The 19,964-nt window shown below is 67.9% G+C and carries 18 protein-coding genes; 12 read left to right on the plus strand and 6 right to left on the minus strand.

The window, feature by feature from the left end:
- Nucleotides 1-51: 51 nt before the first annotated feature.
- Nucleotides 52-2,232, minus strand: a complete 2,181-nt coding sequence (locus SK571_RS11445) for a P-loop NTPase fold protein (protein WP_319984031.1) — start codon at nt 2,230-2,232, stop codon at nt 52-54.
- An 89-nt stretch (nt 2,233-2,321) separates the two neighbouring features.
- Here SK571_RS11445 and SK571_RS11450 point away from each other — a divergent pair, with 89 nt between their 5' ends.
- The 5 genes from SK571_RS11450 to SK571_RS11470 are packed head-to-tail and all read left to right on the plus strand — an operon-like array spanning nt 2,322 to nt 6,814.
- Complete coding sequence (locus SK571_RS11450) at nt 2,322-3,953, plus strand: circularly permuted type 2 ATP-grasp protein (protein WP_319984032.1); 1,632 nt, start codon at nt 2,322-2,324, stop codon at nt 3,951-3,953.
- Nucleotides 3,954-3,964: 11 nt separating this feature from the next.
- The gene (locus tag SK571_RS11455) at nt 3,965-4,912 is read left to right on the plus strand and encodes an alpha-E domain-containing protein (protein WP_319984033.1); all 948 of its coding nucleotides are present in this window, start codon (nt 3,965-3,967) and stop codon (nt 4,910-4,912) included.
- A 2-nt stretch (nt 4,913-4,914) separates the two neighbouring features.
- Entirely contained in the window at nt 4,915-5,757 is an 843-nt protein-coding gene (locus SK571_RS11460) for a transglutaminase family protein (protein ID WP_319984034.1), read from the plus strand.
- Nucleotides 5,758-5,817: 60 nt separating this feature from the next.
- Nucleotides 5,818-6,663: a helix-turn-helix domain-containing protein gene (locus SK571_RS11465; RefSeq protein WP_319984035.1), complete on the plus strand. Its 846-nt coding sequence runs from the start codon at nt 5,818-5,820 to the stop codon at nt 6,661-6,663.
- The gene (locus SK571_RS11470; protein WP_319984036.1) at nt 6,638-6,814 is read left to right on the plus strand and encodes a DUF397 domain-containing protein; all 177 of its coding nucleotides are present in this window, start codon (nt 6,638-6,640) and stop codon (nt 6,812-6,814) included. Before SK571_RS11465 ends, SK571_RS11470 begins: the two co-directional genes overlap by 26 nt.
- Here the strand turns inward: SK571_RS11470 and SK571_RS11475 are convergent.
- Nucleotides 6,799-7,221 (minus strand): type II toxin-antitoxin system PemK/MazF family toxin, encoded by a 423-nt coding sequence (locus tag SK571_RS11475; RefSeq protein WP_319984037.1) that lies wholly within the window; start codon nt 7,219-7,221, stop codon nt 6,799-6,801. The two genes, SK571_RS11470 and SK571_RS11475, sit on opposite strands and share 16 nt — an antisense overlap.
- 89 nt (nt 7,222-7,310) lie before the next feature.
- Between SK571_RS11475 and lepA the strand changes: the two genes are divergently transcribed.
- The 3 genes from lepA to SK571_RS11490 all read left to right on the plus strand — a co-directional run bounded on the left by lepA (nt 7,311) and on the right by SK571_RS11490 (nt 10,683).
- A complete protein-coding gene (gene lepA / locus SK571_RS11480) occupies nt 7,311-9,146 on the plus strand; it encodes a translation elongation factor 4 (protein WP_319984038.1) in 1,836 nt (611 codons plus the stop codon).
- A 32-nt stretch (nt 9,147-9,178) separates the two neighbouring features.
- A complete protein-coding gene (locus tag SK571_RS11485; protein ID WP_319984460.1) occupies nt 9,179-10,003 on the plus strand; it encodes a DUF72 domain-containing protein in 825 nt (274 codons plus the stop codon).
- A 68-nt stretch (nt 10,004-10,071) separates the two neighbouring features.
- On the plus strand, nt 10,072-10,683 hold the full coding sequence (locus SK571_RS11490; RefSeq protein WP_319984039.1) for a class I SAM-dependent methyltransferase: 612 nt from the start codon (nt 10,072-10,074) through the stop codon (nt 10,681-10,683).
- A 53-nt stretch (nt 10,684-10,736) separates the two neighbouring features.
- Here the strand turns inward: SK571_RS11490 and SK571_RS11495 are convergent, their stop codons facing one another.
- On the minus strand, nt 10,737-10,964 hold the full coding sequence (locus tag SK571_RS11495; protein ID WP_319984040.1) for a hypothetical protein: 228 nt from the start codon (nt 10,962-10,964) through the stop codon (nt 10,737-10,739).
- Nucleotides 10,965-11,037: 73 nt separating this feature from the next.
- Nucleotides 11,038-11,469 (minus strand): HD domain-containing protein, encoded by a 432-nt coding sequence (locus tag SK571_RS11500; protein WP_406601968.1) that lies wholly within the window; start codon nt 11,467-11,469, stop codon nt 11,038-11,040.
- Nucleotides 11,470-11,567: 98 nt separating this feature from the next.
- On the opposite strand from SK571_RS11500, the gene SK571_RS11505 reads away from it, so the two are divergent.
- The 4 genes from SK571_RS11505 (at nt 11,568) to SK571_RS11520 (ending at nt 17,282) form a co-directional block, all read left to right on the plus strand.
- Nucleotides 11,568-13,040: a chitinase gene (locus SK571_RS11505; RefSeq protein ID WP_319984042.1), complete on the plus strand. Its 1,473-nt coding sequence runs from the start codon at nt 11,568-11,570 to the stop codon at nt 13,038-13,040.
- Between the two features lie 132 nt (nt 13,041-13,172).
- Nucleotides 13,173-14,219: an NAD(P)H-dependent flavin oxidoreductase gene (locus SK571_RS11510; RefSeq protein WP_319984043.1), complete on the plus strand. Its 1,047-nt coding sequence runs from the start codon at nt 13,173-13,175 to the stop codon at nt 14,217-14,219.
- Nucleotides 14,220-14,229: 10 nt separating this feature from the next.
- Nucleotides 14,230-15,753: a DUF885 domain-containing protein gene (locus SK571_RS11515; RefSeq protein WP_319984044.1), complete on the plus strand. Its 1,524-nt coding sequence runs from the start codon at nt 14,230-14,232 to the stop codon at nt 15,751-15,753.
- Complete coding sequence (locus SK571_RS11520) at nt 15,753-17,282, plus strand: DUF885 domain-containing protein (protein ID WP_319984045.1); 1,530 nt, start codon at nt 15,753-15,755, stop codon at nt 17,280-17,282. Before SK571_RS11515 ends, SK571_RS11520 begins: the two co-directional genes overlap by 1 nt.
- Here the strand turns inward: SK571_RS11520 and SK571_RS11525 are convergent.
- Together SK571_RS11525 and SK571_RS11530 are read right to left on the minus strand one after the other, a co-directional pair.
- Complete coding sequence (locus SK571_RS11525) at nt 17,257-18,675, minus strand: amino acid permease (protein WP_319984046.1); 1,419 nt, start codon at nt 18,673-18,675, stop codon at nt 17,257-17,259. The two genes, SK571_RS11520 and SK571_RS11525, sit on opposite strands and share 26 nt — an antisense overlap.
- 270 nt (nt 18,676-18,945) lie before the next feature.
- The gene (locus SK571_RS11530) at nt 18,946-19,914 is read right to left on the minus strand and encodes a zinc-binding dehydrogenase (RefSeq protein ID WP_319984047.1); all 969 of its coding nucleotides are present in this window, start codon (nt 19,912-19,914) and stop codon (nt 18,946-18,948) included.
- Between the last annotated feature and the right edge of the window lie 50 nt (nt 19,915-19,964).

Genomic DNA, 19,964 nt, shown 5'->3' on the forward strand with positions numbered 1-19,964 from the left:
CGTTTTCGACCAGGTGCAAAGCCCGTCAGGCAGAAGTCTGAAGGGCTGTTTCTAGAACAGCCGGTTGGCCAGGTCGGCGACCGCACGCGCGTTGCAGTCCTGCAGCAGCTTCCGCAGGTTCGCCGCTGCCTTGCGGTCGCCATAGCCGTATCCGAGCCTGGCGATCGTCGCGCCCCACTCAACGTCGTCTTCGACCGCGTCGGCCAGGTTCACCCACGCGCCACGCAACCGGTGCAGGTAGGCGGGCCACCTGACCGCGATCTCGGCAACGACGACCAGATGGCACGCCTGGTCCACGTCCGCGGAAGCCAGCACTCGCAGGTAGAACTGCCAGACGTTGAGCAGCCGCTTCTCCTCGCGGACCGACTGCTCGGGTTGGGCCATCAGCCGCCGGCGCAGGTGGTCGCGCACCAGGGGTTGTCGTTCGATCGCGATGACGATCTGCTCGTCCTCCGCCTCGGCGAGATAGTCGGGCATCGACCGGCCGGTGAAGGTGAATTCGGAGAGCTCAGCCGGCTGCTCCTCCCGATGCACCGGGCCGAGCTGGGCGAGCAGCACCTGGTCCACGTTGTCCTCGGTCGTGCGGGGTAGCCGCACCGGGAGCTGGACGAGCTTGCGCAGGAACGTCCACCCCGGACTCGGATCGTCGGGGTGTGCCACGACCTTCGCGTCGGCGAGTTCCTTGTAGGCGTGGTCGACGTGGGAGGCGACGACCGACGAGTCGAGGCCCAGCACGAACCTCGTGGCGGGGAAGTCGTCGGACAGGAAGACGTTGATGGCCTCGAACACCTGGGCCGTCGTGCTCGGCACGCACCGGTCCAGGTCGTCGATCAGCAGCACCAGCTGGTAGCCCCGCCCCGCCAGGTCGTCCAGTACCGCTTTGACGTCGTGCTGCACGAGGTACAGGTGGCCGGATCGCGCGTTGTAGTACGGGTCGCGGATCAACGGGTCGGTGCCGGCGGCCGCGAACGCGTTGCTGGTGACCGGTCCGGCGAACAGCTCACCCGGCAGGAACGCCGACGCACGGCTGAAGAAGTACCGGCGGGCGGTGTGCAGCACACCGAGTGCGGCGAGCCCCGCGGTGGTCCACCACGACCAGGTGACGTTGAGCTTCGTCAGCGCCCCGAGCAGCGAGAGGCCGAAGCCGAGGCCGGCGAAGGACAACAGCGGCGAGTAGATCCGCTTCCACAGCTGGCGCTGCAGGTGCCTGCGGTCCACCCGGTGGGCGTTGTTCGCGAACCAGTACCGCTCCTTGGCGTTCAGGTCCGGCGTGAGCGCGGACTCGGCGGCGGCGATCACGGTCTTCGCCAGGCCGGCCCAGACCTGTTCGCTCGACTGGTGCCGCCACGGGTTGAACGACGCGACCAACGGCTTGTCGGCGTTCTTCCTGCTTTGAACTGTCCGTTTCAGCGTCTTCTCGAAGTCGCGCACCGGTGGCCGGTACAACATGCGGTCCGCAGCGAACACCGTCAGCCGTGAGCCGCGCGTGGTCTTGTCGGCGTCCGTGGCGAGGGCAGCGCGGACGAACTCCAGCACCGTGCTCTTGCCCGAGCCCCAAGCCCCCTCCACCGTGATCACGGTGGGGCCTTCTCCTGGTTCGAGGACGTTGGCGAGCGCGGACACGAGCGCGCTTCGATCGAGAAGGTCCTGTACGGCCACGCGATCGTTGAACCCGCGCGTCGCCACCCGGCCGATCCGCGGGCTGACGGGGAGCTGTGGGTTCCAGATGTACAGCGAACCCTCGGGGCCTCCGGCCGCGATGCGCGGTTTCCCATCGGGCCCGAAGTAGGTGACCAGCGAGGTCGTGGGGCTCTGCTGCAGGCCGACTCGTCGCTGCTCGCCGGTGCGGACGTCCCAGAGCCGGATGCTGCCGCCCTCGCTCGCCGAGATGAGCAACGGGACGCCGCGCGAGTCACAGACTCCGAGCGTGGTGATCGGCCTCGTGTGGACGTTCAGGCTGAGTCCGTTGGAGAGGGCCACCGTGCTGCCGGTGGCTCTCGCGATCACGCCCGGCAGCGACACCTCCAGGGCTTTGGTGTATCCGCGAAGGAAGGTCATGTAGGCATCGCCGTCGAACAGCTCGCCGGTGTCCGCGTAGAGGTACAGGCCTCTGTTCACCTGGATCAGCAGGCCTTCCTCCATCCGCGTACTCACCGATAGTTCGGTGACGGGCATGCCGAGCTGGATGACGCGTTCAAGCGTCATGCGGGAGGGCGGTTCGGCTGAGCTCACGCCTGGAAAGTACCGAGTTTCGTTTCCGGGAGGTTTCTGTCCGGTCGGACTAGTGGGAAAACGGCCTGAACAGGGTGAAGATGTGGACCATGGAGCACCGAGCCCGCACCTCAGGACTGCGCCGCAGCCGCACGGTCACCACGCCGAGGCTCGGTGAGCTGTTCAACGGCTATCTGAATCCCGCACGCCCCCATGCCGGTGCCTACGACGAGATGTTCTCCACGGACAACGGGGTGCGGAGTGCTTACCGCGCGCTGTACGAGTCGGTGGCTCCCTCGCAGGTCAATGAGCTGAACGCGCGCAGTGAAGCTCTTGGCCGGGCCTTTGTGGACCAGGGCATCACGTTCTCGCTCAGTGGCCAGGAACGGCCGTTCCCGCTCGACCTGATTCCCCGGATCATCACCGCGACTGAGTGGTCGAAGCTCGAGAAAGGCATCGTTCAGCGGGTGCGGGCGATGGAGATGTTCCTCGCGGACATCTACGGCGACGCGCAGATCGTCCGGGATGGAGTGTTGCCCCGGCGTCTCATCACGAGCTGCGAGCACTTCCACCGGGAGGCGGCCGGCATCACGCCGCCCAACGGGGTGCGCATCCACGTCTCGGGCGTGGACCTCGTGCGGGACGAGCAGGGGACGTTCCGGGTTCTCGAAGACAATCTTCGGTGTCCGAGTGGTGTCTCGTACGTCATGGAGAACCGGCGGACCATGGCGCGGGTCTTTCCTGACCTGTTCGCGCGGCATCGTGTGCGCGCGGTGGGGGACTATGCGGTTCATCTGCTCAGGGCTTTGAGGAACGCTGCCGCTCCCAACGCCGCGGACCCGAACGTTGTCGTGCTCACGCCTGGGCTCGGGAACTCGGCCTACTTCGAGCACTCGTTGCTCGCTCGGCAGATGGGTGTGGAACTGGTCGAGGGGCGGGATCTGTTCTGCCGCGACAACTTCGTGTACCTCCGGACCACCGAGGGGGAGCGGCAGGTCGATGTCATCTATCGGCGCATCGACGACGACTTCCTGGATCCCGTGCACTTCCGGCCTGACTCGGTGCTGGGCATCGCGGGGCTGCTGAACTCGGCGCGGGCGGGCAACGTCGTCATCGCCAACGCTGTGGGCAACGGGGTGGCGGACGACAAGCTCGTCTACACGTACCTGCCGGAGATCGTGCAGTACTACCTCGGCGAGAAGCCGTTGCTGCCCAACGTTGACACGTTCCGGTGCTGGCTCTCCGAGGAACGGTCGCACGTGTTCGACCACCTCGACGAGCTCGTGGTGAAGCCCGTCGAGGGCTCTGGCGGGTACGGGATCGTGTTCGGGCCGGACGCGACGGTCAGGGAGCTCAACTCGCTGCGGAAGCGGATCAAGACCAACCCGCGCGGGTGGATCGCGCAGCCCGTGGTGCAGCTGAGCACGGTGCCGACCAAGATCGGCGACAAGCTGGCGCCCCGGCACGTGGACCTGCGGCCGTTCGCGGTGAACGACGGCAACTTCATCTTCGTGTTGCCGGGTGGGTTGACGCGGGTCGCGTTGCCGGAGGGCAGTTTGATCGTGAACTCGTCGCAGGGCGGTGGGTCCAAGGACACGTGGGTGTTGGCGGCCAAGTCGTCCACGCAGGAGCGGGAGCTGGCGGAGCCCGGGCTCGCCGGTCCGTCCGAAATGGAGGTCGCGGCGGCTGAGCAAGGGCCGGAGCTGACCACGTCCCAGCAGCAACAACAACAGCAGCAGTAGGGAGGCGCGAAATGCTGGCACGCAACGCTGAGTCGCTGTACTGGATCGGCCGCTACGTCGAACGGGCGGACGACACGGCGCGCATCCTGGATGTTTCGGTCCATCAGCTGTTGGAGGACGCGACCGTCAACCCCGATGCCACGTCACGGCAGTTGCTGACGGTTCTGGGCATCACACCTCCGGAGGGTGCCGACCAGTTCGACGTGTGGTCGTTGACGGAACTGGTGGCGTACAACAAGGACAACCCCAGTTCGATCGTGTCGTCGGTCAACAGCGCGCGCGAGAACACGCGTGGCGCTCGTGAGGTCGTGTCGACCGAGATGTGGGAGTGCCTCAACACGATGTGGAACGCCGTTGCCGAACGGCAGACCTACGCGCGCACGATGGGGCCGCACGCGTTCTTCAGCTTTGTGGAGGAGCGGGCGGCGATGTTCGCCGGGCTCGCGGACTCCACGATGTCACGGGACGACGGGTGGCGGTTCCTCGTGCTGGGACGGTCGGTCGAGCGCGTCGACATGATCGTGCGACTGCTGCTGGCTCGGGTGGGGGACAAGGCGTCTTCGCCTGGATGGGTCACGGTTCTGCGGTCGGCCGGTGCGCACGACACGTACCTGAGGACGTACCGCGGCGCGTTGGACGCGTCGCGAGTGGTGCAGTTCCTGTTGTTGGACAGGCTGTTTCCGCGGTCGGTGTTCCACGCGCTGAGGCAGGCGGAGTCGTGCCTGGAGCAGTTGGAGAACCAACCGTCCGTGCGCGTCGGTGCGCGCGCGGAGGCGCTGCGGTTGCTCGGCAAGGCACGGAGCGACCTGGAGTTCTTGAGGCCGCACGACTTGCTGCCCGACCTGCCGAAACGTCTTTCGGCGTTGCAGAAGACCGTGCGTGACGTCGGTGAGGCCGTGTCGCAGCAGTACTTCCACGTGTCCCCGTGGGTCGCCTGGACGAACACCGAGGTGGGCTGACCATGAGCTGGCGAGTGCGTGTCGTGCACACGACGGGCTATCAGTACGAGGCACCGGTCATGCAGTCGTACAACGAGGCACGGCTGACACCGCGCGGTGACCGCCGTCAGAACGTGGTGGTCTCACGAGTCGAGACCACGCCGGCGACCCGTGCGTACCGATACACGGACTACTGGGGCACGGAGGTCACGTCGTTCGACCTCCATGCGCCACACAAGGAACTGCAGGTCGTCGCGTCGTCGGTGGTCGAGACGAGCGACGTGATCGAGCCGGTGACCACGGGGACGTGGGCGGACATGCGCGAGGACAACGTCCTCGACCGGTACACGGAGTTTCTGGAGCCGACGCGCTACACGCCGCGCAACCGTGAGTTGCTGGCCAAGGCGCGTGAGCTCAAGAAGGGCAAGACGCCGTCCGAGGCCGTGCTGGCCGCCTCGCAGTGGGTGTGGGAGCAGCTGAAGTACCAGCCGGGTTCGACCGGCGTGCACAGCTCGGCCGTGGACGCGTGGCACGAGCGCAAGGGCGTGTGTCAGGACTTCGCGCATCTGACGCTGGTGTTGTTGCGCGGCATGGGGATCCCGTCGCGGTACGTGTCCGGGTACCTGCACACGAACAAGGACGGCGCGCTGCGGGAGACGGTGCGTGGCGAGTCGCACGCGTGGATCGAGGCGTGGACCGGCGGGTGGTGGGGGTACGACCCGACCAACGCCATGCCGGTCGGGCCACGGCACATCTGGGTGGCGCTCGGGCGTGACTACGCGGACGTGGCTCCGTTGAAGGGGATCTACTCGGGTGGAGCGGCCACGGCGCTGGAGGTGACGGTCGACATCACGCGCCTTGCGTAGGTTGTTTTCACCCGAATGAGCGCCTTCATTGGACCGACTGCAATCCCTAGCGTCGGCCCTATGAGTGTGATCACATCCACCGCGTGCAGCAGGGCTTTGGGTGACGAGCTCCGTCGGCTTCGAGAGTCCTGCACGGACTTGGGCGGTGCCCACATGGCCGTGCGGCTGGGCTGGCACCCGAGCAAGGTGACCAACATCGAGAAGGGCAAGGCGCGCGCCAGTGAGATCGACCTGGTGCAGTTCCTGACGATGTGCGGCAAGGACATCGACTTCTTCGAGGACTTCCGAAGGCGCTACAAGCACGCCTTCGACGAGTACGTGGTGCAGGTGAACGAGGAGCTGCGCACGGTTGCGTTCGCCGAGTCCACGGCGGCGACGCTCACCAGCTACTCCTCGCGGGGCATACCTGGGCTGGTCCAGACGTCGGAGTACGCCGATGCCCTGTACCGGCTGGGCGGCTTCGTCGCGGAGGAGCGGATCCCGAACCTCGTGCGGTTCCGCATCGAGCGGCAGGCGATCCTTCGCCGACACGATCGGCCGACCTGCGTGTTCTTCGTGCACGAGCTGGCGCTTCGGCAGAAGGTCGGCGACGACCGGATCATGGAGGACCAGTACGCCAAGCTGCTGTTCAGCGCGCAGGACATCCGGATCGTGCCTGCGGACGTCGTGGTGCCCTCGTCGGGCTGCGTGTTGTGGTCGTACGAGAAGTCGGCGCCGGTGGTCTATTGCGAGGCCGACCTGGTGAACGTGTTCGTGCAGGACCCGGGTGCCATCGCGCGGACCAGGCTCCTCTTCGATCACCTGGAGCGAGTCGCGTTGGATGCGGGACAATCGCGGACGAAGCTGGCGGAGTACGTCAGCCCACCGCGAGAGGAATTCGATGGCCGGGGACCGCGTCTGGCGTAAGAGCAGCTACAGCGGAGCGACCGAGGGCGGCGAGTGCGTCGAAGTGTCGTTCGCTCAGGACGTACTCGTTCGTGACTCCAAGAACGCCGACGCGGGCACGCTGAGCTTCAGCGCACCCGCGTGGCGTGCGTTCGTTCAGCGCCAGCCGTGACGTTCGCGTAGGGCGTCCACGACCTGGCCGAAGGCGGCGGGTGCCAGCACGGCACCCTCGCGCCGGATGTCGTCGTCCGAGTCGAGGGCGAAGACGCGGTCGAGGCGCAGGTACGACGGGCGGCCGTCGCGGTCCCAGGCGCCCGCGCCCAGCTCCAGGAAGTCGTCGCGCGGCTCCTTCGAGGAGAGCATCAGCGCCACGAGATCGCCGTCCGCATGCCCCACGACCAGCAGTGGACGGTCCTTGCCGCGGGTGGCGTCCTCCTCGAAGGGGACCCACGCCCACACGACCTCACCGGGGTCGGCGTCGCCGTCCATGGTGGGGGCGTAGTCCAGCTTGGCGGCCCGTGCCGCGTCGAAGATCTCGCGGACCGCGCCCTTGGCCGGGCGGGGGTCTTCACCGTTCATTTGCACGGACGCACCCTAGTGGTGCAGAGCACGCCGGCCACTATGGGACCATAAGGGGACACCCGTCCGATTTTTTGCTGAGGACTGCCTTGACCTCGTTCGCCGACACGACCTTCACGCCGCCGGAGCTCATCCGGAACTTCTGCATCATCGCGCACATCGACCACGGCAAGTCGACCCTGGCCGACCGGATGCTGCAGCTCACCGGCGTGGTCGAAGCGCGGGCGATGCGTGCCCAGTACCTCGACCGCATGGACATCGAGCGCGAGCGCGGCATCACCATCAAGGCGCAGAACGTGCGCCTGCCGTGGCAGCTCGAGGGGCAGGACCACGTCCTGCACATGATCGACACGCCTGGGCACGTCGACTTCACCTACGAGGTGTCCCGCGCACTGGAGGCCTGTGAGGGCGCCGTGCTGCTGGTCGACGCCGCGCAGGGCATCGAGGCGCAGACGCTCGCGAACCTGTACCTGGCGATGGAGAACGACCTCACCATCATCCCGGTCCTGAACAAGATCGACCTGCCCGCCGCGGACCCGGACAAGTACTCGAAGGAGATCGCGCACATCATCGGCTGCGAGCCGGAGGAAGTGCTGCGCGTCTCGGCGAAGACCGGTCTCGGCGTCGGGGCGCTGCTGGACGAGGTCGTGCGGAAGGTTCCGGCCCCGGTCGGCCAGGACGACGCCCCGGCCCGCGCGATGATCTTCGACTCGGTCTACGACACCTACCGCGGCGTCGTCACCTACATCCGCGTCGTCGACGGCAGGATCACGCCGCGCGAGCGCATCAAGATGATGTCGACGGGCGCGACCCACGAGATCCTCGAGGTCGGCATCGTCTCGCCGGAGCCCAAGCCGTCCCAGGGCCTCGGTGTCGGCGAGGTGGGCTACCTGATCACCGGTGTGAAGGACGTGCGCCAGTCCAAGGTCGGCGACACCGTCACGTCGGAGCGCAAGGGCGCCACGGAGCCGCTGGCCGGCTACCGCGAGCCCCGCCCGATGGTCTACTCGGGCCTGTACCCGGTCGACGGCTCCGACTACCCGGAGCTGCGCGAGGCGCTCGACAAGCTGCAGCTCAACGACGCCGCGCTCACCTACGAGCCGGAGACGTCCGCGGCGCTGGGCTTCGGTTTCCGCTGCGGCTTCCTCGGCCTGCTGCACCTGGAGATCACCCGCGACCGGTTGGAGCGCGAGTACGGTCTCGACCTCATCTCCACGGCCCCGAACGTCGTGTACCGCGTCGTCATGGAAGACGGCACCGAGCACGTCGTGACGAACCCGTCCGACTGGCCGGAGGGCAAGCGCGCCGAGGTCTACGAGCCCGTCACCAAGTGCACCATCATCGCCCCGTCCGACTACATCGGCGCGATCATGGAACTCTGCCAGGGCAAGCGCGGCCAGCTCGGCGGCATGGACTACCTCTCCGAGGACCGCGTCGAGCTGCGCTACACGATGCCGCTCGGCGAGATCATCTTCGACTTCTTCGACTCGCTGAAGTCGCGCACCCGCGGCTACGCGTCGCTGGACTACGAAGAGTCCGGCGAGCAGGACGCGGAGCTCGTCAAGGTCGACATCCTGCTGCAGGGTGAGACGGTCGACGCGTTCAGCGCGATCGTGCACAAGGACTACGCCTACGCGTACGGCACGCGCATGGCGACCCGTCTGCGTGAGCTCATCCCCAGGCAGCAGTTCGAGGTGCCGATCCAGGCCGCGATCGGTGCCCGCGTGATCGCCCGCGAGACGATCCGCGCCATCCGCAAGGACGTGCTGGCCAAGTGCTACGGCGGTGACATCACCCGTAAGCGCAAGCTGCTCGAGAAGCAGAAGGAAGGCAAGAAGCGCATGAAGATGGTGGGGCGTGTGGAGGTGCCGCAGGAGGCCTTCGTCGCCGCGCTGTCCACGGATGAGCCGAAGGGCAAGAAGTAGGCGCAGTGGCGCGTCTTCATGTCGGCTGCGCGATGTGGAACCACAAGGCGTGGCTCGGGCGGTTCCTGCCGCAGTCGCACCCTGCCGGGGAGCGACTGCGGGCCTACGCGGGCTGGTGCAACGCCGTCGAGGGCAACACCACGTTCTACGCGACGCCCGCCAGGAAGACCGTCACGACCTGGGCACAGCAGACCGACCCCGGCTTCCGGTTCGTGGTCAAGCTGCCCAAGGTCGTCACGCACGAGCGACGCCTGGCCGGCGTCGAGGTCGAGATGCGGGCGTTCCTGGACGCGATCGAACCTCTCGGCGAGCGTGCGGTCCTGTGGACCCAGCTGCCCGGCTCGTTCGGCCCGGCGGAGGTCGACGCCCTGGGCCGCTTCCTGCGCAGGCTGCCCGCCGGCCTCCGGCGCGCCGTGGAGGTGCGTCACCCGCTGTTCTTCACCGACGGCGGAGCGACGTCGCTGCTGGAGGGGGCGCTCGCCGGCGCGCACGCCGAGTGGGTGCCGTTCGACACCACGGTCTTCTTCCAGAGCCCGCCGACCAGCGAGGCCGAGCGGGAGGCCTGGGACAGGAAACCGCGGTTGCCGCGGCGAACGCAGGCGTTGACCGACCAGCCGATCGTGCGCTACCTGGGCCGGGACTCGGCCGAGGACACGGTCGAGGGGTGGCGGTCGTGGACCGCGGTGGTCGCCGACTGGCTGCGGGAGGGCAGGTCGCCGACGGTGTTCCTGCACACCCCCGACAACAACGACGCGCCGGCGCTCGCCCGCCGGTTTCACGACGAGGTGCGAGCGCTGGTGCCCGGCCTCGATGCACTGCCCGAGCCCGAGCCGGTTGAGCCCGCGACCCTGTTCTGAACGACCTGGCGTTGCTGAACCAGCAACGTTGATTGCCAATACGGCACGGTCTGCGGCACCTTGGAAGCATGACGACAGCGCAGGAGTTCTGGGAGACCTTCTACTCGGAGCGGGACCAGGTCTGGTCCGGGAAGCCGAATCCGTTGCTGGTGCGCGAGGCCGAACGGCTCACGCCCGGCAGTGCCCTCGACATCGGGTGCGCGGAGGGTGGCGACGCCGTCTGGCTGGCGAAGCGGGGCTGGCGGGTGCTGGGCGTCGACGTGTCGCAGGTCGCGCTCGACCGGGCGCTGAAGCACGCGTACGACGCCGGTGTCGAGATCTCGGTGGAGCAGCACGATCTCAAGGTCACGTTCCCCGACGGCCTGTACGACCTCGTGAGTGCCCAGTTCCTGCACTCGCCGGTCGAGGAGGACGGGGAGCGCAACAGCATCCTGAAGCGGGCTTCACAGGCGGTGGCGCCGGGCGGCCACCTGGTCATCGGCGGACATGCGGGTGCTCCGTCGTGGTCGGAGCACCAGGACTACTACTTCCCGACGACCAAGGACGTGCTCGACCACCTGGCGCTCAAGGACAACTGGATCATCATCACCGACGAGGTGGTGGAACGGCCGCTCACCGGGCCGGACGGCCAGCAGGAGATGCGCAAGGACAACGTCCTGACCCTCAAGCGGCTCTTCTAGAAACGCGAAGGCCACCCTCGGCAACGTTGCCGGGGTGGCCCAAGGAGTACTCGTCAGGCGGAACGGATCAAGCGGTCCATCGCCTGGCGGTTGATGATCGAACGGAGTTCGCCGGTCTCCTCCGCGCTGTGGCGCGACAGGATGGCGTCCAGTTCGAGTCGGTCGCTCTCGGTGGTGTAGCTGGCCAACTGCCGCTCCAGGCTCTGGCGCTTCGTGCGAGCGGCACGGCGGGAAGCCAGGCTCGAGCGCAGGGACTTCACGGACAGGTCGTGGCGGGTCATCGCGTCCTTCCAATCTTGGTTACGATTCGATAATACACCCTGTTCAAGCGACCTGTACCGATGAAGAAGCGAGTTAGCTCACGTACTCGTCGAGCAACCCGAGGGCTCGTGCGTACTTGGCCTTCAGGCGATCTTGCGTCGCCTCTTCCAGCCGGGCGATGCGGGCGGGGGAGAGGTTGTCGCTGATGTCCGCACGCTTCACGGAGAGTGCCAGCGGGTTCGCGGCCACGCGCCGCAGGTAGTCCTCCTGCGGCTCCTCCGGCAGGTGCGACAGCGCCACGACGGCGTCGACCACGGCGGCGGGGCAGCCGCGCGCGAGCAGGTCGTCCGCTGTCACCGGCGTGTCTTCGATGACGTCGTGCAGGACGGCGGCCATCTGCTCGTGCTCTCCGGTCACGGACGCCATGACCCGCAACGGGTGTCCGATGTACGGACGGCCCGACTTGTCGACCTGCCCGTCGTGGGCCGCGGTGGCGATCGTGATGGCGTCTTCGAGGGTGAACACGGGCATCAAGCTAAACCAGGTCTTGACCGGACGCAGTGGTCTAGTCCATTTTTAGTCCACTCACAACATGGCCGCCGCATGATGTGTGGAGGTGGACCATGTCCAAGACCAGACGAGCAGCCATAGCGCTGTTGTCCGCGCTGATCGCCTGCGCCGGTCTGGTGTTGGTGATCAACGGGAGCGCTGCCGCCGCGAACCTCGCGGCGAACAGCGGCTTCGAGGCCGGCAACCTGAGCGGCTGGACCTGCACCGAGGGCACGAGCGTCACCAACAGCACGAAGCGCACCGGCACGTACGCACTGCAGGGCGCTCCTGCCGGGCAGAGCAACGCACGGTGCCAGCAAACCGTGACGGTGCAACCGAACACGGCCTACAAGCTGTCCGCGTGGGTGCAGGGCAGCTACGTCTACCTCGGCGTCACCGGTGGCGTGGAGAAGAACACCTGGACGCCCGGCACCAGCGGCTTCTCGCAGCTGACCGTCGACTTCACGACCGGCAGCGCCACCAGCGTCACGATCTACCTGCACGGCTGGTACGGCCAGCCCGCGTACTACGCCGACGACGTCAACCTCGACGGCCCCGGCACCCCGCCGACGACCACGAGCACCACGACGTCGACCACCACCACTACGACGACGACCACGACGACCACCACCACGACCAGCAACCCGCCGAACACCGGTCTGCCCAAGCACGTCCTGACGGGCTACTGGCAGAACTTCTACAACGGTGCGCGCGCTCTGAGGCTGGCCGACGTCCCCACCACCTACGACATCATCGCGGTCTCGTTCGCCGACGCCACGGCGGTGCAGGGCCAGGTCGCGTTCAACCTCGACCCCGGCCTGAGCAGCCAGCTCGGCGGCTACACCGACGCGCAGTTCCGCGCCGACATCAAGACCGTGCAGGCCCGCGGCCAGAAGGTGATCATCTCCGTCGGCGGTGAGAAGGGCACGATCAGCGTCGGCGACTCGACGGCGGCGACGAACTTCGCCAACAGCGTCAAGGGCCTGATCTCCAGCTACGGCTTCAACGGCGTCGACATCGACCTGGAGAACGGCGTCAACGCCCAGTACATGGGTCAGGCGCTGCGTGCCATCCACGCCGGTGGCGGCACCGTCATCACCATGGCGCCGCAGACGATCGACATGCAGAACGTCAACGCCGAGTACTTCAAGCTGGCGCTGGCCACCAAGGACATCCTGACGATCGTCAACATGCAGTACTACAACTCCGGTTCGATGCTCGGCTGCGACCAGCAGGTCCACAGCCAGGGCACGGTCAACTTCCTGACCGCGCTCGCGTGCATCCAGCTGCAGTCCGGTCTGCGTGCCGACCAGGTGGGCCTCGGCCTGCCGGCGTCGCCGTCCGGTGCCGGTGGCGGTTACCAGTCGCCGTCCAACGTCAACAACGCGCTCAGCTGCCTCGCCCGCGGCACCAACTGCGGGACGTTCAAGCCGAGCACGACCTGGCCGTCCATCCGCGGCGCCATGACGTGGTCGATCAACTGGGACGCTTCCAACAACTGGCAGTTCGCCAACACGGTCGCTCCTCATCTGGACTCCCTGCCCTAGATGATGGAACCGGTCGGCGCCACGTCCACAGTGGACGTGGCGCCGGACGTCCGTCCGGAGCAGTTCTCACGTCGTCAAGGACACAGCGCGCTTCACCAGGCATTCGCCGCCCGATCCAACTAGGTTGTCCTCATGTTCCACACGCTGGCCGTGCCCGTGATCGCCGCGCCCATGGCAGGGGGCCCCTCCACCCCCGAACTGGTCGCCGCGGTGAACGAGGCAGGCGGGTTCGGGTTCCTCGCGGCCGGCTACATCACCGTCGAGCAGCTCGCGGAGAAGATCACGCGCACGAGCGAGCTCACGAGCAAACCGTTCGGGGTCAACCTTTTCGCGCCCGGCACACGGCCGACAGCGGACATCTCCTCGTACGTGCAACGCGTCACGTCCTACGCCGAGAAGGTCGGCGCGGTACCCGGCGATCCGCGCTGGGACGACGACAACTACGCGGCGAAGCTCGAACTCGTCCTGGCACTGCGCGTGCCCGTGGTGTCGTTCACCTTCGGACTGCCCGACGCGGACGACATGCAGCGGCTCAAGGCGGCCGGCTCCACGATCATCGTGACGGTCACCACCCCCAACGAGGCACGGCAGGCGCAGCAGATCGGCGCCGACGTCGTGTGCGTGCAGGGGTCGGACGCGGGCGGCCACCGCGGCACGTTCGTCGACGACGGCATCTCGCCCGGCGGCGGCGACCTGTACGGCACCCTCGCGGCGGTCAGGCTGGTGCGCGGAGCCGTCGACCTGCCGGTGATCGCGACCGGCGGCCTGGTCACCGGCGCCGACGTCGCCGCCGTGCTGGCGGCGGGTGCGGTCGCGGCTCAGCTCGGCACCGCGTTCCTCGGTTGCCCGGAGGCGGGAACCAATGCGGCACAACGGGAAGCGCTCGCCGAGGGAGTCCGGCGCACCGCGCTCACGCGGGCGTTCAGCGGGCGTCCGGCTCGCGGGCTCGTGAACCGGTTCATGGTCGAGCAGGGCCCGCACGCGCCTGCCGCTTACCCGAACGTGCACCACCTGACGAGGCCGGTGCGCGCGACCGGTGAGGTGGAGGTCATGTCGCTGTGGGCGGGCACCACCTACCCGCTCGCGACGGCCGAACCCGCGGGTGAGCTGGTGCGGCGGATCGGCGCCGAGCTGACGGAAACGATCAATTCCTTGGCAGAGCGGTTCCCGCGCGGCTAAGAAGGAGGGCGTGACCTCGCTCTCCGATGAGATGTTCCAGTCGATGATGGACTGGAACCCGCTGTTCGCCACGCTCGTCGGCGTGCCGGGCTGGGACGACCGCCTCGAAGATGTCACCGTCGACGGCCACCAGGCGCTGCGAGCCCGGCTGACCGGCATCCTCGGCCGCCTCGACGGCAGCGACGAGGACCCGGTCTCGCGGGACGTGATCCGGCACCAGGCCGAGTCGATCATCAGCAGCATCGACGCGCGGCTGGTCGAGCACTCGGTGTCCAGGGGAGTCAACGCTCCGGTCGCGAGCCTGCTCAGGGCGACCTCCCAGGTGGACTTCTCGCAGCGGCGGCACCTCGTTCCGCGTTTCCTGGAGCAGGCCGCGCAACGGTTGCTGGACACCGACCGCAGGCCGTTGCGCCGGCACGTGCAGAACGGCGCGGCCTACGTCGAACGGTTCCTCGCCTCGCCGCGCCAGGAGTGGGAGGGCGACGCGGACCTGCGCCCGGCGTTCGCCCGCTACCGGGAGGTCCTGCTCGGCCTGCCCGGACGTGACGACGACAAGGCCGGCCTGTGCTGGCTGCCCGACGGCGAGGAGAACTACCGCAGGCTCGTCCGCGACTACACGACCGCCTCCTACGGCCCTGCCGAACTGCACCAGCTGGGGCTCGACCTGATCACCGGGCTGCACGAGGAGTACGCGGAGATCGGTTCGCGGGTGTGGGGCGTCAGCGACGTCCGGGAGATCTTCCGCCGGTTGCGCACGGACCTGTTGTGGGACAACGAGGACCAGATGCTCGCCAGCGCGGTCGACGCCGTCGCGCGGGCCGAGGCCGAGGCGCCGAAGTGGTTCGGGCGGTTGCCGCTGGCGCGCTGCGAGATCAGGTTCGTGCCGGAGGTCGACCGCCACAACGCCGCGTTCGCGTACTACGAGGACGCGGCCCTCGACGGCTCCCGTCCCGGCACGTACTTCGTGAACCCGTTGAACGCCACCGGACGCAGCCGCACGGTGTCGGAGGTGACGGCGTTCCACGAAGCCATTCCGGGCCACCACTTCCAGCTCTCGATCGCCGCCGAGACCGACATGCACAACGTGCGCAAGTTCGCGTTCATCGACTCCTACCTCGAAGGCTGGGGCCTCTACACCGAACGCCTGGCCGACGAGATGGGCCTGTACTCGTCGGACGAGGCACGCCTGGGCATGCTGGGCCTCGACGCCATGCGCGCCGGCCGGCTGGTCGTCGACACGGGCCTGCACGCGCTCGGATGGCCCCGGCAGCAGGCCATCGACTACCTGAGCGAGAACACCGCCATGGACGACGCGGAGATCTCGTCCGAGGTCGACCGGTACGTCGAGGCGCCGGGGCAGGCGCTCGCGTACATGGTGGGACGCCTGGAGATCCAGCGCGTGCGCGAGGAGGCCAGGGCGGCGATGGGCGACCGGTTCGACATCAAGGAGTTCCACGACCTCGTGCTGCAGAACGGCATCGTGCCGTTGCCCACGCTCGGCAAGCTCGTTTCCGACTGGTCCAGGAGGGCCTGATGTCGCTCGCTGATGAGATGTTCCAGGCGATGATGGACTATTCGCCGTTGCAGGCCACGATGCTGGGGGTGCCGGGCTGGGAGGACGGGCTCGGAGACCTGAGCGTCGAGGGCCAGCGGGCCGACCGCGACCGGATCGCCGCCCTCGTGGACAGGGCCGAGACGGACGACACCGAGGACGCCGTCACGCTCGCGGTGATCAAGCAGCAGGGCAGGGCGATCGTCGACCGCATCGACGCCAGGCTGGCCGAACACACCGTCGGGACCATGAGCGCGCCGGTGAACGGCCTGCTCATGATCTCCTCCAAGCTGGACGTGTCCCAGCGCCTCGACAAGTACCCGCGGTACATCGGGCAGGCCGCCGAGAGGGTCCGCGACTCCGACCGGCGACCGTTGAGCCGTCACCTCCAGGCCGGTGTGCAGCGCATGGACGCGTTCCTGGCCTTGCCGGCACAGGAGTGGGAAGGCGCGCACTCGGCGGAGATCCGCACCGCCGTCGCCGGGTTCCGCGACGTGCTGGCGTCGATCGAGGACGGCCGCGACGACGACAAGGCCGGGCTCTGCTGGCTGCCCGAGGGCGAGGCGAACTACGCGAACCTGGTCCGCACCTACACCACGACCTCCCGCACGCCTGACGAGCTGCACCGGCTCGGGCTCGACATCATCGCGTCGCTGCGCGAGGAGTACGCGGAGATCGGCTCGCGGCTGTGGGGCACGAAGGACGTGCCGGAGATCTTCCACCGGTTGCGCACGGAGCTGCTGTGGGACAGCGAAGAGCAGATGATCGAGAACGCCGTCGCGGCGATCGCCCGCGCGGAGGCCGAGGCGCCGAAGTGGTTCGGCCGCATGCCGGGCATCGGCTGCCAGGTGCGTGCCGTGCCGCAGGAGGAGCAGCGCACGTCGGCCATCGCGTTCTACCAGCCCGCGCCGGCCGATCGCAGCCGTCCCGGCACGTACTGGCTGAACCCGTTGGGCGCCACCGAACGCAGCCGCACGCTGTCCGAGGTGACGGCGTTCCACGAGGCCGTGCCGGGCCACCACTACCAGTTCTCGATCGCCTCCGAGACGGAACTGCCCAACATGCGCAAGTACGCGTTCATCGAGGCGTACCTGGAGGGCTGGGGTCTTTACACCGAGCGCCTCGCGGACGAGATGGGCCTGTACTCGTCCGACGAGCAGCGCCTCGGGATGCTGGGCCTCGACGCGATGCGCGCCGGGCGGCTCGTCGTGGACACCGGCATCCACGCGTTCGGCTGGTCGCGGCAGCAGGCCGTCGACTACCTGCGGGAGAACACCGTCATGACCGCGCCGGAGATCGACTCGGAGATCGACAGGTACATCGAGACGCCGGGCCAGGCGCTCGCGTACATGGTGGGGCGCCTGGAGATCCAGCGCATCCGGGCGGAGGCGGAGACGAAGCTGGGCGACCGGTTCGACGTCAAGTCGTTCCACGACCTGGTGGTGGGGAGCGGCGCGGTGCCGCTCTCCACCCTCGACCAGATCGTCACCGCTTGGACTGACGCTCCATGAGGGAGTGCCGCTTCGAGTAGGCGAAGTAGACGATCAGGCCGATCACGAACCAGACCGCGAACCGCAGCCAGGTCTCCGGGGTGAGGAACGTGATCAGCCAGATCGAGAAGATCACGCCGATGATCGGCACCACCGGCATGCCCGGCGTCCTGAACGTCCGCGGCAGGTCGGGCTGCTTGTACCGCAGCACGATCACGGCGATGCAGACGACGACGAACGCCAGCAGGATGCCGATGTTGGTGAGTTCGGCGGCCTCCGCGATCGGCAGGAAACCGGCGATGACCGCGGAGGCGACGCCCAGCACCCAGGTGATGCGCGACGGAACGTGCTTCACCGGGTGCGTCTTCGCGAACCACTGGGGCAGCAGGCCGTCGCGGCTCATCGAGTAGCCGACGCGGGCCGCGCCCAGCAGGAACGTGAAGAGCACCGTCGTGATGCCGAGGATGGCGCCGACGCTGATGATGATGCCCAGCGCGGGCAGGCCGACGTCGGCGAACGCCGTGGCGAACGCCGACTCGGCGTCGACGTCCTTGTAGTTCACCATCCCCGTCAGCACCAGGCAGGCCAGCACGTACAGGACCATCGACACCGCGAGCGAGTAGATGATCGCCTTGGGCATGTGCCGCTGCGAGTCCTTGGACTCCTCCGCCGCCGTCGACATCGCGTCGTAGCCGAACACCGCGAAGAACACCGTCGCTGCACCCGTGAGCGCACCCGAGATGCCGAACGGGAAGAACGGGTTGTAGTTGTCGGTGTTGATGTGGAACGCGCCGACGACGATGACCAGCGCCACCACCGCGACCTTCAGGTACACCAGCGTGGTTTCGAACCGTGCGGCGTTCTTCATGCCCATGTTCAGCACGTAAGCGATCAACAGGCACAGCACGACGGCGAACAGGTTCACCTTGTACGTGCCCGCGGCGACGTCCCCTGTCTCGGTGCCCGGCGCGCCCAGCATCCACTGCGGCAGCTGGATGTTCAGCAGACTGAGGAGCTCGGTGAAGTAGCCCGAGATGCCGATCGCGACCACCGCCACGATCGCGGTGTACTCCAGCAGCAGGTCCCAGCCGATGAACCAGCCGACGATCTCGCCCAGCACCGCGTAGCCGTAGGTGTAGGCACTGCCGGCCTTCGGGATCAGGCCCGCGAACTCCGCGTACGAGAACGCCGCCGCCGCGCTCGCGATACCAGCGATGAGGAAGGAGATCAGCACGGCCGGGCCCGCCGTCTTGTTCGCGACGGCGCCCGCGAGCGAGAAGATGCCCGCGCCGATGATGCCGCCGATGCCGATCGCCGTGAGCTGCCACAGGCCCAGTGTTCTGGTGAGCCCGTCGCCCTTGTCCTCGGCGATCTGTTCGATGGGCTTGCGCCTGAAGACGCCCTGTGTGGTCATGCCTAGCTCCTTGGTTGGTGGGACCGGGCGAACGGAGTGTGGTGGCCGCCAACCTTCACCGCGTCTCCGGCGCTCAGCAGGGCGCCTCGCGGCACCGGCCCCGCGCCCCCGTACAACCAGTACGAGAGCGCGGGGCCGGCACCGCGATGCGCCCGTCTGAACACCGAAGACGGGGCAAAGGCTGGCGGCCACCACACTGCCCGCGCCAACTGTCACGCGGTTTGTCCGGACCCACCAATCAGGGAGCCGATTTTTGGCTCTTCGTGCTGTTTACGGGCGGCTGAACACGATCTTGCCGGCGGTGTCGCCGTCCAGCATCGAGCGAAGACCCTGCTCTGCGTCCTCGAACTTCAGCTCGGCGCCGATCTGCGGCTTGAGGTCGTTCAGAGCGCAGAACCTGATCAGGTCGCCCAGCTCCTCGCGGGTGCCCATCGTCGAGCCGACGACGCGCAGCTGCAGGAAGAACAGCCGCTGGAGCTCGGCCGCGGAGGCGTCACCGGACGTCGCGCCGGAGATCACCACGATGCCGCCGGGCTTGAGCGACTTCATCGAGTGCGACCAGGTGGCCTTGCCGACGGTCTCGAACACCGCGTCGACCCGTTCGGGCAGCCTGGCGCCGGACTCGAACGTGTCATGGGCACCGAGACTGGACGCGAGCGCGCGCTTCTCCTCCGTGCGGCCCGTGACCCACACGCGGAACCCGGCGGCGCGGCCGAGCTGGATCAGCGCGGTCGACACACCGCCCGACGCGCCCTGCACGAGCATCGTCTGGCCGGGGCGCAGGCCGGACTTCACGAACAGCATCCGGTACGCGGTCAGCCACGCCGTGCCCATGCAGGCGGCCTCGGCGAACGTGAGGTCCGCCGGCTTGGGCAGCGCGTTGCGGGCCGGCACGACGACGTAGTCGGCGAACGTGCCCTGGTGCTTCTCGGTGAGCAGCGTGCGCTTCGGGTCGAGCGTCTCGTCGCCGTCCCAGCTCGGGTCGCCGATGACGGAGTGCAGCACCACCTCGGTGCCGTCGTCGAGGACACCGGCGCCGTCGCAGCCCAGGATCATCGGGAACTGCTCGGGCTTGATGCCGACACCGCGCAACGTCCACAGGTCGTGCATGTTGAGGCTGGCCGCCTTGACCGCGACGCGCACCCACCCGGCGGGAACCTCGGGGTCGGGGCGCTCGCCGACGCGAAGCGAGGCCAGCGGGTTCTCAGGACTGGGTTCTGCTGCGTAAACGGCGAACATGGTTCGCAACATACCCACCTGGATCGTGGCCAAATGCCGTGACACCGGTC

The organism is Lentzea kristufekii, from assembly GCF_033949925.1.
Lineage (GTDB): Bacteria > Actinomycetota > Actinomycetes > Mycobacteriales > Pseudonocardiaceae > Lentzea > Lentzea kristufekii.